The sequence below is a fragment of the Verrucomicrobiia bacterium genome (assembly GCA_035946615.1).
Lineage (GTDB): Bacteria > Verrucomicrobiota > Verrucomicrobiia > Limisphaerales > UBA8199 > DASYZB01.
The window spans coordinates 21624-35000 of sequence record DASYZB010000140.1 but is presented as its reverse complement, the minus strand read 5'-3'; the positions used below and the strand labels follow the sequence as shown (position 1 = coordinate 35000).

Sequence of the window (13377 nt, the reverse complement as noted above, 5' to 3'; positions counted from 1 at the left end):
CAACACCAACAACTTAGCTACCGGAGAATCGGCGGTCAACAGATTTCTGAAGAATTCTTTTCTTTTTTATGCCCACCAAAAAAACTTCTTCGGTCCAGAACCGGCTGGACGATAAACCCCTAATTCGCAGGAACTTGAAAGAACAGAAGCGGAAGACAGGTGCAAGCTCAGATTGGGTTGGATGAGCGCGCTTCTGTTAAATCATAAAGTCCGGAGGGCCCAACAGCGTTTTCTGCAGCGCGCGCGAGCGGTCGCACAAGTCGGCAATCGTCACGCGTTCGGCTGTTTTGACTATCGCCTCACGGATTTCTCCCATAACGCTACGGATAGCGCAGCGCGATTCGTCAGGGCATGAACACTTTTCGTAAAAGCGCTCGCTAACGCAACTGACTGGAGCCAGAGCACCTTCAATATGGCGCACAACGGCGGCCAGGGTGATCGTCTCGGGCGGCTTTGCCAGGCGGTAGCCTCCGGCCACACCGCGCTTGCTTTGAACGATGCCGGCGGACTTCAAGTCGTTTAGAATCTGTTCGAGAAAGCGTTTGGGTATATTCTGGTGCTCGGCGATGGTTTGTACCCGAACGACCTCCTGGCCGTACTCGAGCCCGAGTACCAGCAGGGCGCGCAGAGCGTATTCACCTCGCAACGAGAGCTTCATGAGAACCGATTTTAAAATCCACACCACAAAGGTCAAGAATGGCCTTTTCTTGCTCTGTGCTCCCCAGGCCCTAAACTTTGCCCGAAAAATGAAGCGGAGCACACCGCCGAGGCATTCGAAATACCGGCGCCACTGGGTCCTTGCGCCCAACAGCGTCTTCCTTAACCACGGCTCGTTCGGGGCCTGCCCCAAACCCATTCTGGACCTGCAATCTGAACTGCGGCGGCAGATGGAAGCCGAACCGGTGCAATTTCTCTGGCGGCATTATGAGGAACGTTTGGAACCTTCACGCAGAACAGTGGCAAAATTTGTTGGCGCTCGCCGTCAGGACATGGTTTTCGTTTCCAACGCGACGAGCGGAGTCAATGCGGTTGTCCGTTCGCTGAGGCTTTCGCACGGTGATGAATTGCTCACCACCAACCATGATTACAATGCCTGCCACAATGTACTGGCAGAAGCCGCCCGCCGCTCCGCAGCTCGCTTGAGGCTCGCCCATGTTCCGTTTCCGCTCGAGTGTCCCGAGCAGGTGGTCGAGGCGGTGCTGCGGGCGGTTACGCCACGCACGCGCCTGGCCCTTATTGATTATGTCACCAGCAATTCAGGAATGGTATTTCCCGTCGAGGACCTGGTCCACGCGCTGGATGCGCGTGGAGTGGACAGCCTGCTTGATGCAGCCCACGCCCCAGGTATGGTCCCGATGAACCTGAGCCGTCTGCGCCCCGCTTTTTGCACCGGCAATCTTCACAAATGGGTCTGCGCTCCCAAGGGCGCTGCGTTTCTCTGGGCTCGCGAAGACAAGCAAGAGTTCCTGCAACCGGCGGTGATCAGCCACGGGAACAACACCCCACGACATGGCTACAGCCCGTTTCAGGATCGATTTGATTGGGCAGGCACCTGTGACCCAACTGCCTGGTTTTGTGCCGGAGCGGCAGTTGAATGGATGGGAAGCTTGTTGCCCGGCGGTTGGACCGCACTGCGAAGGCGCAACAGAGCGCTGGCGATTCAGGCCCGGCGCCTGCTTTGCGACCTGCTTCAAATCGAGCCGCCTTGTCCGGAGTCAATGTTGGGGGCGCTGGCGACTTTGCCTCTCCCGGAACGGTTCCAGGGCCGTGCCCGAAAGGGCAAAATAGACCGCGAGCAAGTGGCTCTTTACGATAGGTTCGGGATCGAGGTGCCTTTGGTGCGGTTGGGTGCGCCCGAGCGGCGTTACTTTCGAATCTCGGCGCAAATCTATAACTCGATCCCTGAATACGAATACCTTGGGCAGGCCCTTTCATTGCTTTAAGGCGGGAAACACCCCCTGGCGGGGGCATTTCAACAATGGCTGACTCACTGTATGCCTGCAAAATCAAAAAAACAGCAAATGGCCGCCGGATCCGCTTTGGCGGCAAAACGCGGACGGCGCAGCAAATCCTCTCTTCGTGGCGCTTCGAAGAGCATGTTCAATTCAATGAGCCGCAGTCAGCTCAGGGACTTTGCAAAAACCAAGCGCAAGAAGTTGCCCGCCAAGAAGCGGCGCTAAAAGCACAAGAAGCTCCAAAAAGGCTTCGTGTATCCACCCTGCGACAAACCATGTTCTATTGTTGCAGCCGATAAAATTCCGTGCCGACCGGCGGAGAGACGATGACCTCGATATTGGTGCCCACCAGGTTTTGAGTTGCGGTCACGTTTCCCCAGCCGGGCGAACTCAAACTGGCGCTCTGCTGGAGGGTGAAACTGCTGGCCGCTGCGGGCCAATAAACCACGACGGTGTTGGTATCTGTGTGATAAATGCCTAAGAGCGGCGCGCCGGGCGTTTGCACGGCCGCAACCAGGCTCCAGAATCCGCCCGTGAGCGAGTAATTGCCGCCGGTCATCGGTCCGCCGGCGTCGTGCTGGCCAATCGTGCCGCTGACCACGTACTGTCCGTTGCTGCTGGCGCCGCCGCCGCCTGAAATCTTGTACCAATCAATCGAATATTGCTGCGCGTGGGCGTGGAAAAGGCAGGTGACCATAATCAGGCCTGACCAGCCACGCCAATTGCTCATCAGCCGGTAGAGACAACTGCAGGTTTTCATAAGCTCATCAGCAGCCAGTTTGATTCTTTAAAGCCTGTTCTCGGATAGCCGCCCTTTGGGCGCCAACAGCAGGATGGAGGCCCAAATTACTGGCTATGGAACTAACTATTTATTAACTTAATCCGCTCCAGAAGCAAGTTCTAAAATTGCAGTGGAACGCGAACAATCAGGCCGCCCATGACATCGCCTTGTTTAAAGTCCCTTTTGGGGCTTCTGGCCTGGCGATTATGGCAATCTGCACAGGCCGGCACCACGGCCATATCGGGGTACACAGCGGTTAAATAGCGTCTGCCACCGAGCGATTCCTCCGCGTAAAAGTTTCTATCGGGATGTTCCAAAACAGAACGCAACCCGGCCCGTTCCGTATCTGTTTCGGGGACGCCTTTAGGATTGATAGCCCACAAGGAACGCAGCACATAATGAAACTCGGCCCCCTGTTGCTGGACCACTTCAGAGCCTAGTCGCAGCATTTGGGACGGTAGCGGCAGCGCGTTGGCTTCATGCCAATCCGGAGCTGCTTCCAGAGTTTTCTCGTCATGCAGTCGTTGCACAACCAAGCGAGCATAAACCTCCCGGTCCGCTGCAACGACCGCGTGAAGCGCATCGGCCATCTCCCGGGGCTGGAAGGTCACACTGGAAGCAGCAGGTTTGTTGGGGGCTCTATCCTGCTTCGGACCACATGCTGCCAGTGCGCTGCAGCAGAGCACGAGACCCGCAAACCGGAGAATGGAGGTCGCGCTATTCCATTGTGTGGAGGCACTCTTCATCCACGCAGAATAATCCATTCGTCAATGGCGATGAATATGTTAAGTTTTGACCATGCAGCCCCGCTTGATATCCGCCTGGCTCGCTTTTTGTGTTTGCACACTGTGTTGCCCGAACCGCGCGCCAGGGACCCCTTTTGCGATTAATACAAACCTCCAAATCCGGCTGGTTCTTAACACGATCAACAGCGTCGCCAACTCGGTGCGCATCGCCAAAGACCCACGCACCGGGCAGTTGTACTATCTCAAGCTCAACGGGGACATTTTCCAGGTCTCTTTAGCCTCCGGTTCGGGCTCGACCAGCCAGCGGGTATATTCCGCGGCTAATCATGGCCTTGCCAGCAATGTCGAGGGGATGACGATTGGCGCTGATGGCACCATTTACATTGTTGGCAACACGTTCACCAATCAGGGCAACAGCAATTGGGTCCGAATCATGAAAGGTGTTCCTGGGGCCAACGGCGTGCGGAGCTGGTCTCTGCTCGCGCAGACCCAACCCTACCCGCTAAGCCGGACGGCGTTCGATCACCTTTGCAGCGGTCTGGTCATCAGTCCTGATGGACATTTCCTTTTCCTCAATAGTGGTTCCAGAACCGATCACGGCGAGGTGCAATCCACCGGCGGCCTCTATCCCAATCTGCGCGATACGGGACTGACGGCCAAAATCCTCCGGCTTCCCCTTGATGCCTCGAACCTGTTTTTGACTAACGATCTCTCTGCTCTGCGTCAAGGGGGGTATGTCTTTGCTGAAGGCACTCGCAATGCTTTTTCACTCGCGTTCGCCCCGAACGGCGATTTGTTCGCGGTTGATAACGGACCGGATCGCGACATGTCGGACGAATTAAACTGGATCAGGCAAGGCCTGCAGTACGGCTTTCCCTGGCGGCTGGGCGGTGCGGACAACCCACAGCAGTTCCCCGACTACAACCCTACAAACGACCTTCTGCTCGACAAGCGCTTCATCGCGGTCTCTTCGGGCTACTACCATAATGATCCCACCTTTCCCCCTCCCCCACCGGGCGGGTTCGCCGAACCGGTCATCAATCTTGGGCCTGACGCGTGCAGCTATCGTGATCCGACCAATGGCTTGGTTCATATCGCCAGTCAACTCGGGCAAACCCTGAGCACCCTCACCGCTCATCGTTCTCCTCTCGGGCTGGTGTTCGACACTGCCGGCGCGATGGCACCCCCATTCCAGGGACACGGCTTTATGCTGAGTTGGACCCCGGGCGACCCGACAGGCGACACCTTGGCAGGGCCGTTCATGGACCCAAGCCAGGACATGGTGGACTTGGGGTTAACCAAACTTGGCGATACCAACTACCAGGCGCGCATCACACGGATTGTAGGTGGATTTGCCAATCCAAGCGACGCGGCCATCCTGGGCAACAAAATCTATGTGATCGAATATGGAGGCAACGAGGGAATCTGGGAGATCACTTTCCCGCCCGCGCCGCCACCGATCACCCTGTCACAACCGGCATGGCAGGGGGCTGGCGGTTTTAGCTTCAGCATCAGCGGAACAGCGATTCAGCAATATGAGATCGATGCCTCGACCGATTTGCTTAACTGGTCGTTTCTGGCAAGCGTCCCAGCCACTAATTCTCCCTTCCAATTCCTTGACTCTGGAGCCGGCAATTATCCCATCCGATTTTACAGAGTGAAACTGCCGTAGAAGGCTCAGAGGGGGCCGTCCATCGTTCCCGCTTAAGGCCGAGCATGCCCCGGCTCGCGTATTCTTAGAATCTGATCGGCCCTGATATTGGTCAAGTCCTGGACCTGTTTGCTGGGCCATTCTATTTGGATTTGATCAACGGTGGCGGCTTTGCCCAACCCGAAATGCAGACGCCGATCGCTTTGCATCAAGAAACCGAAATCACAGCGCGCCTGGGTCACCCACGTCTTTGTCCCCGCAGTAACCCTTACCACGGCGCCAAAGCCGTCGCGGTTGCTGCGGGTACCCTGCAAATCGAGTGTAAGCCAGTGGTTGGCGGAGTGGTCTCGGTTGTGCAACAGGAAGGGCCGATCGCCCAGCGCCGTTACCACGATATCCATCCGCCCGTCATTGTCGTAGTCGGCCGCCGCGCTGCCCCGCCCGCGCACTTTAGCCTTGAACCAAGTCCCGCCTTTGCTGCTCGCATCCACGTACATGCCTTTGCCTCGGTTCTCGAAGAGTGAACTCTCTGAACCGTTCAACTCCTCCGCATCGCCGTTGGCAACGAATAAATCCAGGGCTCCATCGTTGTTGAAATCAAGAAAGCATCCGCCCCAACCGACAGAATGCGTCGTGAGCGCTCCGAGCCCCGACGCCCCCATGTTGTCCTCGTATGCCCCGTTGCCTGAGCCCAGGTACAACGAACCGTATCCCAGCCGGGTCACGAATATGTCCTGGAAACCGTCTCCATTACAGTCACCGATGCACGCGGCCATCGAACCAGCGGCTTCGCCCATTGCATTGAAGGCGACTCCTGCTTGGGGAGCGACGTCATGAAAATGCCCATGCCCGTCGTTGGCCAACAACACATTGGGCGTGCCGTCGTTCGACAGATAAAGGTCCGGCGCGCCGTCGTAATTATAGTCCAACACCGCAACGGACATCGCCCGATGATTCCGCATTTGAATCCCGGAAGATTGGCTCACATCCTCGAAGGTGCCGTCCCCGCGATTGCGGTAGAGTTTATTAAACTGCGGTTTGTAGGAAAGCGGCCCAGGGTAGCCTTCGGACACCCGGATACCCGGGTCGAATTGGAGATAATTGGCTACGAACAAGTCCAGGTACCCATCGTTATCCACATCCACAAAAACTGCGCCCACTGCTGTGCCCCCGAGGTTGGCTACACCCGCCTTTTCGGTCACATCCTCGAAGGTGCCGTCGCCGCGGTTGTGGTACAGAATGCAACGGCCTACCCCGAGCACGAACAAATCGGTATGTCCGTCGTTATCATAATCCGCTGCCACCGCTGCCGTGGCGTAACCCGCTCCCCCGACGCCGGCCTTCTGCGTCACATCTTCAAAAGAGCCGTCGCCGCGATTGCGGAAGAGCCGGTTGGGTTGGCGGGGAGTGCCGGCCCTCTCATGAGTTACACCCGCCAGTGGGCCGGAGTTGACCAGGTAAAGGTCCATCCACCCATCGCCGTCGTAGTCCAACCAGGCCCCGCCGGCGCCATTGGATTCGATGATATTGGCAATCTGCGTATCACAGAACTGATGCACGAAGCGGATGCCTGCCTTGGCGGTCACATCCTCGAATATATCCTCACGTCCGGCAGGAATTGGGCGAGTGACGGGGGGAGCCAATCCAGAGTTCTCTCTCGCTGGCTTGTTGCACCCCATCAGGAGCAGCAAGCTCAGGCAGGCAAAGGAGCAGTAAGGGGGAGGCGGATGCACGGCATGAGGACCCAGCCCAACAACTCAAGAATGCCAAATCTGCGTTTTCAATCGCTTCTTCACACGCCCCCTGCCTTTGCCGGCAGCGCTGGTTGGGGGGCTCTATCGGATGCCACCTTGACGCCCTTGTGCTGAACCTTGCCAGTTCCAAACGCAAGGACACAACGGCGCATCCCGCGTTCCAGGGGCGACATGCCATAACGGCGGGCCTCCTGCAAAGCGGCGGCATTGGACCATTTATCATGAAGGATGCGGTAGCAGGCGACGACCGTGCCGGTCCGATCACAGCCGTGCTGGCAGTGGATAAACACAGGGCCTGGAAGCGTGTCAATCAGCTCGAGAATAAGCCGCACCTGCTGCTCGGCTGGCCGGCCCATTCCATGCATCGGGACATTGGTGTAAAGAATCCCGTGCGCTCGCGCCTCGCTCTCTTCCCCGGCCCAGACATCATCCGCCATGCGCAAGTTAATGACGCTCTTGATCCCGAGCTGATCGAGACTCTGCAAGCCGATAGCATCGGGCTGCGCCCCTCGGTAAAGCACAGCGCTGACTCTGCCGAAATTGCCAATCCCCTCTTGCGCCGGAAGCCCGCGAGGATGGGCCGAATAAACGCCCGCAAAAATGGCGAGCATCAAGGGCGCCACGTACAACGAGGCACGCCAGAACCTCTGTGTGCGGAAAGCCATGTTGGGCGCTACTCTAAGCTTGGCGAATCCGAATTGCAAGTTTCCCATTGGGCTGGATGGACTGGCCGCCACTGGCAGGCAACGCTCGATAGTCAATGCCCTCACTGTGCCGTTTCGGTCGCCAGGCCGATATTGGTAATATCCGCCTGTTGAAGAACATCCAAAACGCTGATGACCTTCTGGTAATCGACCTCAGCGGCGCCGCGAACAACGACGCTGGTATCCGGCTTCTCCTTGGCCATATCCACCAGCGTTTGCTTAAGGGCCGCCAACTCGAAGGGGCGATCGTTAAACAGGATGCGTCCGGAGGTTTCAACCACGATATGATTGATCTTGGGCGGCGGCGAGGGCGCTTTGGTCTTCTTGGGCGACGGCAGGTTCATTTCGAGATCGTTCGATAACTGCGGGGTGGTGATAATAAAAATCACCAGCAGAACGAAAGCCAGGTCAAGCAGTGGCGTGATGTTCAGCTCGTTGAGCGAGCCGTGATGGCCTTTGGAAAACTTCTTCACCGGCTGCTCACGTTCAGCACTTCTTCAGTGCGCATGCTCTCGACATCAAAGCGCACGATAAAGCCCGAGGGAAATCCCTTGGGCGGCGGGCGGCTGATGAGCGGAGTGGCAACGATGGCTTGCTTGACTGACTTATCCCAGCGGGTGTTTCCCGAGCCCTTCACCCAGCGTGACTCCGAGACGTTGCCATCGGCATCAACGCGCATCTCGACTTCTGCAACACAGGCGCTGTCGTCGATATCCTCAGGCCGGTTCCAATGCGACCGCAGCGCATGCTCGACCAGAGATTTGTACACGGTGTTGGGGTCGCTGGTACTTTGCACCTCCTTGGCGCCGTCGCCAAATTCAAATGCAGGGATGCTGACGGGCGCGGGAGCGACCGCAGGGGCCGTCTCAGCGGCTGGAGGCGGGGTGGCAGAGGAGTCAACCCGTGGCGGCGGAGCGGTTGCCGCGAGTTTCGGCAGTTCGGCCGGTTTGACCGGCTCGACCTTCGGTTCCAGCCTTTTCTCCTTTGGAGGCTCGGGTTTCTTCTCTTTGGGCTCGATGGTGGCGGTAATTTCCTTGAGCTTCTTGCCAAGCATTCCCTGGCGGGCAGCAAAGTACATCAACCCAGCAATCACCAACGCGTGAAACACAGCCGAGATCGTTAGATTGACTTTTGAAGAGTTCCGTTTTCTGCGTGATTCCATAACTACTCCTTTTTGACCGGGCCATCGGGGAATGCCTCGGTGGCCAGGTTAACTTTGCCCACGTTGGCTTGTTGCAACATATCCATGACCCCGACGATGCGCTGGTACTTGGTGCGCGCCGAGCCGCGGATAACGATGGCCAGATCGGGCGTATCCATGCGCATGGCCACGACCTTTTCCTGCAGCCCCGGCAGGTCAACCGGGTCCTTGTTCAGATACAACTGACCGTTACTCTCGACTGTTACGTAATTGATTTTGGGCTTGGGGTCTTTGAGCCTCCTGGCGGCGCTTGGCAAATCCACATCGAGATCGTTCACAACCGGGGTCGTGGTGATGATGAAAATGACCAGCATCACAAACGCCAGGTCCAGCAGCGGAGTGATGTTCAACTCCGCCAGGGCTGCGTGATTGCTCTTGGAACACTTTTTCATCCGGCAATAACGGCGGCTATCGGTTTCTCCGAAGAGCGGGGGGCGGATTTGACCAGCAACGGCGGAACCCCGGTCATCCCAGGGTTGGTCGGCGGCGCCGGGAGGCGGGACTCGCCAAATGCCTCGCGCAGTTCATCGGCGAGGGAACGATTATCCACATACATGTGCTCGAGGGCCGTGGCGTACTCGGACGCAAATCCATCCAACTCCTGGGTGATGGCGCGGATGGTGGTGACCATATAATTGTAAGCGAACATCGCAGGAATGGCCACGGACAGCCCCGCCACCGTTGAAAGCAGCGCCGCAGCAACTCCGGGCGCCATGGCCGTGAGACTGGCTGCCCCAGCCCGGCCGATGCCCGAGAAGGTCTCCATCACTCCCCAAACCGTGCCGAACAGGCCGATAAATGGGCCGCCTGCAACCGCCGTGGAAAGGATGATCATCCCCTTTTCAAGAGAGAGCGCCTCAGCAGAAGCCGCGCGCTCAAGGGCAACCTGCACCGACTCGAATGAGGTGCGAGTTATTTTCGTCTGAATCGAGCGCGCCAACACGTCTGTGGCCGCCGAAGATTCCGCGTTGTTTTTCAAACCGCCCAAAGGTTTTACCTGGACGAGTTGCACGGGGTTATTCTTTAAATGATAAGCCATCTCCTCGGCGCCGGTAGCGTACAGTTCAAAGGCGGGGGCGCCGTCGAATTCCTTTTGTGAACGAAACATCTCGAGCGGGTCCCGGGTGGCGCGGTATGCGGTGAAGAATCTCTTGCCCGCCTTACGGGCGCGATAGAGCTGGCGGCCCTTGGTGATGATGACGGTCCAACTGAAAATGGAGACCACGAACAAGGCAAGAATGGTGCAAAACCCCTCCTCGGTCAGATGTTCATATGCGAACCCAATGGCGTTGGAAGGCGCGCCTGCGCCGATTATGGGCGAAATCAAGTTCATCATGTCGGTCGATTCATTCGGTGCAAATTCAAAGTCCCGCTCGGTAAGAATATGGCGGAGCCTCAATCAAACGAAAGGAGCGGAATGTGAAAAATAGAAGGCATCCTTGTAACATCCCTGTGACAAATCAAAATGACTCTACATGGTGTGCCACTCGTCTGGGGAATAGATTCCTGGGCAGGGAAATGTGACGTATGGGTCAGGACGAAATATCGCGATGACAACCCCCGACGGGGGAGGAAGGGGCCCTGCAGCTTTGCCTGGGGTGTTATCCCCACTTGGCGTTGGCTTGCGCGGGCTTTTTATTTTTAAGTGTGGTGGTCGTGCTAAGGAAAAAGGGGACGAAGCTTTATTACGGAAACCAAGCGAGGTGGGTTGGCCCTCCGCTGGCCGTCCGGTTTGAAACGGTGGAAGACGCGCTGCTGTTCAGTCGAGGAGGGCACCTGCGGGATATGGAAGTGGTTATCCTGCACAGTGACCAACTTCACAAGAAGGTCTTGCCTATTGGCCGTAAAAGCTGGACGACCCCGGAGTGGGTGCGAACGGGGCAAGTTTAAACAATAGGCGCCACACAACATCCTCGTCCTGGCGCCCCAACGATTCTCAAGGAGATTTCATGGGCAAAAGGAAGGACGCCAATCAAGGCGTCCTTCTACGGCGCGTTGGGGTTAGCTCAACGGCGCCTTATTTGGCGGGAACCTACTTGGTCTCAGGTGGAACGCTTGGCCTCCCAATCTCGGGAACGCGTCTCACCATTACGCTCAAATTCGATTTTGCCTTTGATCGTGTCGGCGCTCACTTTGCCGCTGTACTTCATGGTGAACGAATTCCCATTGAATTCACGGGTAACGCTAAAGGAGACCTCGTCACCCTTGAGTTTGCCGTCTTTAATATCGGTTACCCGCGGCTCTCCTCCCTGGCGTCCCGGCTGCGAAATGCTGCCGGTGACCTTGCCATCCTCGGTCTTTAATTTCAGGGTCATCTTACGCTCTGGCCCACCGTTACGCCCAGGAACTGACCAGGTCCATGTGCCCGTAGGGTCAGCCTTATCCTCTGCCTGCGATGAGGAGACCAATCCGAGAGTGGCGACGGCGCAGAGGGCGGCCATTGATAGCAAATGTTTGTGTTTGAACTGCATACGTGTGTTTTGTTGAGTTTGTTTGTTGTGCCTTCCAGATTCGCCCGCGAAGCAGCGTCCCTGGACCCGACAAGAGACGGACGCTTGGCCAGTGGGAAAGGTTACAAAGAGTTCAGCGCCTGAATGTAGGCGCCATAAAGTGTCTGTGTGGCAGGCGAGCGTGGCAAGTTGCGTCCGTCCAGTGAGACGGCCTCGGCGATACCCATTGAACTAAGCGTGAGGAAAACTCCATCCGTCTCAAAAAGGGCGTTCCGGTCAATAGGTTTTTCCTGAGGGACAAGATCGAGGGTACGGGCGAGTTCAAGAATTAATGAGCGGGTGATGCCTGGTAAAATGCTGCCAGTTGAAGGTGGCGTGCAGACCTCCCGGCCATCGACCCAGAAAATATTGGCGGCAGTTGTTTCCAAGGCGCACCCTCCGCTATCCAGCAAGAGCGTTTCCTGTGCTCCCGCCGCATCGGCCTCAGCACGCGCAAGGACCTGCAGAAGCTTGTTGCAGGTTTTGAATTGAGTCAGCGGCACGTGGGCCGGCATGGGGAAAGCAGCGGTGACTAAGCGCCAACCCGGGGGCCGCAACGGGTCCGTCCAGGGAACATCATGCAGCGAGAGCACAATGCAGGGCGAGTTTGCGCCTTTGGGCGAATAACCCCGCAGCCCTACTCCCCTCGAAAGGTTCAGCCGCAACAGCGCCTCGGGCCTGCCGTTCAAGCGGATAAGTTCTTGAGCAACCCGCAGCAATTCCTCCTGAGTCATGGAGAGCGCTATCTTCAACCATGCCGCCCCGCCTTCGAGCCGGGCCAAGTGCTGCTTCCATTGGAAGGGCCGGCTGTTATGGATGCGAATTGTCTCAAACAGCCCGTCGCCGTAAAGAAAACCACGATCATAAACCGGAATCGTCGCTTGCTCCTCCGCAACGAATTGGCCATTGACAAACACGAGCATAAACCAGGAGCGAGTATGAGGCGCAGATGACGCGGGGCGCCAGAAGCAATTGTTCCCTCCCATCATTCTGTCTCCCAAGCTCCGGGGGAGGCGCCCTCGGCTCGAAAAGCTCGGTGGGTGCTTCCCCGGGTGTGCAGTCAAACGCACAGTTCCCAAAATCTCGATTGGGGCTAAATGGGGTTTGAAACTTCGAGCCTTATGAAATTGAACGGTGACCGGCAGGCATCCTTCGCAGAGGCGACATTCGATTGTTACAGCCAAGTGCTGGCTGCAATCCAGAACGAGCGGCGGACCGCTATCGCCGTGCCGGAACTCTCCAAACTCATCGGTGTCAAGACCACCACCTTGAACGCCCGCTTCCGCAGGCGACAAATTGCGGCCTCAACTGTTGGCAGGACAAATTTTATTCCGGTTGATTTGGCGCTCGAACTGGCCGAGTTGCACAAATACGCCTTGGCCGGCTGGCCGACTCTTGAGCAAGCCAGCCGCCTGACAGGCATCAGGGCGGGCACGATCAAGGCCAGATGCGAAAAGGGCCAACTCGAAGGCCATGTCGATCTGACCAAAAGGCTCAGAATCAATCCCGCCGAACTCCAACAGGCCCGGTGGCGCAAAATAGGTGAATACAAAGAGGCTGAGAATGGCCGGCGGGAAGCCGCCATAAACATGCCAGCCCCAAGGAAACTGGCGATGCCGCATAAGAAGCGGCTGCTTCCAGCCCGGATAGTTCATGCTCAGTTGCCCCCAAGCCTTGACTCGATCAACGGATTTGCCAAATGCCTCACCGCAAAAAGCAGGCCCTTCATCGTGCCTCCCGCTCCGCAGCCTGAAGTCCGAATCCTAACCCGAAAGGATTACGGATTCGTTGAGCTGGACGACCCTCCCGTATTGGTGCAAAGCCCAAAAACTCGGACTCCGGATTCCAAGAGGACCGGCTGCCTTTGGTACGATCCGGAAAAACCATTCTCAGTTTCCGATTGCGCGGTTGGACAGCCGATAAGGTACGGCCCACACGACGGCACGATTGTGAAGATCATCCGGGACCCTTTCTGCCCCAAGATTCAGGCGAAATTCCCAGAGCACCAGCACCCGCTGATGCGGGAGGTGCTGCTGATCGTCGCAAAAACGAGGTCGGAAGAGCCCAAAGCCGCAGCGGCTTAAAAGAGTAACGCA

At 57.2% G+C, this 13377-nt stretch carries 15 protein-coding genes; 4 read left to right on the top strand and 11 right to left on the bottom strand.

Annotation, left to right across the window (positions count from 1 at the left end; genetic code table 11):
• Positions 1–196 precede the first annotated feature (196 nt).
• Complete coding sequence (locus tag VG146_20385) at positions 197–658, bottom strand: Rrf2 family transcriptional regulator (GenBank protein HEV2394717.1); 462 nt, start codon at positions 656–658, stop codon at positions 197–199.
• An 88-nt stretch (positions 659–746) separates the two neighbouring features.
• Between VG146_20385 and VG146_20380 the strand changes: the two genes are divergently transcribed.
• Both VG146_20380 and VG146_20375 read left to right on the top strand, forming a co-directional pair.
• Complete coding sequence (locus tag VG146_20380) at positions 747–1943, top strand: aminotransferase class V-fold PLP-dependent enzyme (protein ID HEV2394716.1); 1197 nt, start codon at positions 747–749, stop codon at positions 1941–1943.
• Positions 1944–1994: 51 nt separating this feature from the next.
• Positions 1995–2180 (top strand): DUF3008 family protein, encoded by a 186-nt coding sequence (locus VG146_20375; GenBank protein ID HEV2394715.1) that lies wholly within the window; start codon positions 1995–1997, stop codon positions 2178–2180.
• A 55-nt stretch (positions 2181–2235) separates the two neighbouring features.
• On the opposite strand, the gene VG146_20370 is transcribed toward VG146_20375, so the two are convergent.
• Positions 2236–2715, bottom strand: coding sequence for a hypothetical protein (locus VG146_20370; protein ID HEV2394714.1), 480 nt, complete (start codon positions 2713–2715; stop codon positions 2236–2238).
• Positions 2716–2855: 140 nt separating this feature from the next.
• Entirely contained in the window at positions 2856–3482 is a 627-nt protein-coding gene (locus VG146_20365; protein HEV2394713.1) for a DUF3365 domain-containing protein, read from the bottom strand.
• A gap of 52 nt (positions 3483–3534) precedes the next feature.
• Between VG146_20365 and VG146_20360 the strand changes: the two genes are divergently transcribed.
• The gene (locus VG146_20360) at positions 3535–5154 is read left to right on the top strand and encodes a PQQ-dependent sugar dehydrogenase (protein ID HEV2394712.1); all 1620 of its coding nucleotides are present in this window, start codon (positions 3535–3537) and stop codon (positions 5152–5154) included.
• Positions 5155–5186: 32 nt separating this feature from the next.
• Here the strand turns inward: VG146_20360 and VG146_20355 are convergent, their stop codons facing one another.
• The 8 genes from VG146_20355 to VG146_20320 form a co-directional block, all read right to left on the bottom strand.
• Positions 5187–6719: a CRTAC1 family protein gene (locus tag VG146_20355; GenBank protein HEV2394711.1), complete on the bottom strand. Its 1533-nt coding sequence runs from the start codon at positions 6717–6719 to the stop codon at positions 5187–5189.
• 206 nt (positions 6720–6925) lie between these two features.
• Positions 6926–7552 carry a dual specificity protein phosphatase family protein gene (locus tag VG146_20350; protein HEV2394710.1) on the bottom strand — a complete coding sequence of 209 codons (627 nt, stop codon included), beginning with the start codon at positions 7550–7552 and terminating at the stop codon, positions 6926–6928.
• Between the two features lie 101 nt (positions 7553–7653).
• Positions 7654–8064 carry a biopolymer transporter ExbD gene (locus VG146_20345; GenBank protein HEV2394709.1) on the bottom strand — a complete coding sequence of 137 codons (411 nt, stop codon included), beginning with the start codon at positions 8062–8064 and terminating at the stop codon, positions 7654–7656.
• Positions 8061–8753: an energy transducer TonB gene (locus VG146_20340; protein ID HEV2394708.1), complete on the bottom strand. Its 693-nt coding sequence runs from the start codon at positions 8751–8753 to the stop codon at positions 8061–8063. The genes VG146_20345 and VG146_20340 overlap by 4 nt, the downstream gene beginning before the upstream one ends.
• A 2-nt stretch (positions 8754–8755) precedes the next feature.
• Complete coding sequence (locus VG146_20335) at positions 8756–9184, bottom strand: biopolymer transporter ExbD (GenBank protein HEV2394707.1); 429 nt, start codon at positions 9182–9184, stop codon at positions 8756–8758.
• Positions 9181–10128 carry a MotA/TolQ/ExbB proton channel family protein gene (locus tag VG146_20330; protein ID HEV2394706.1) on the bottom strand — a complete coding sequence of 316 codons (948 nt, stop codon included), beginning with the start codon at positions 10126–10128 and terminating at the stop codon, positions 9181–9183. The genes VG146_20335 and VG146_20330 overlap by 4 nt, the downstream gene beginning before the upstream one ends.
• A gap of 706 nt (positions 10129–10834) precedes the next feature.
• Complete coding sequence (locus VG146_20325) at positions 10835–11107, bottom strand: hypothetical protein (GenBank protein ID HEV2394705.1); 273 nt, start codon at positions 11105–11107, stop codon at positions 10835–10837.
• Between the two features lie 257 nt (positions 11108–11364).
• Positions 11365–12204: an aminotransferase class IV gene (locus VG146_20320; protein HEV2394704.1), complete on the bottom strand. Its 840-nt coding sequence runs from the start codon at positions 12202–12204 to the stop codon at positions 11365–11367.
• Between the two features lie 198 nt (positions 12205–12402).
• Between VG146_20320 and VG146_20315 the strand changes: the two genes are divergently transcribed.
• Entirely contained in the window at positions 12403–13365 is a 963-nt protein-coding gene (locus tag VG146_20315) for a hypothetical protein (protein ID HEV2394703.1), read from the top strand.
• Positions 13366–13377: the final 12 nt, after the last annotated feature.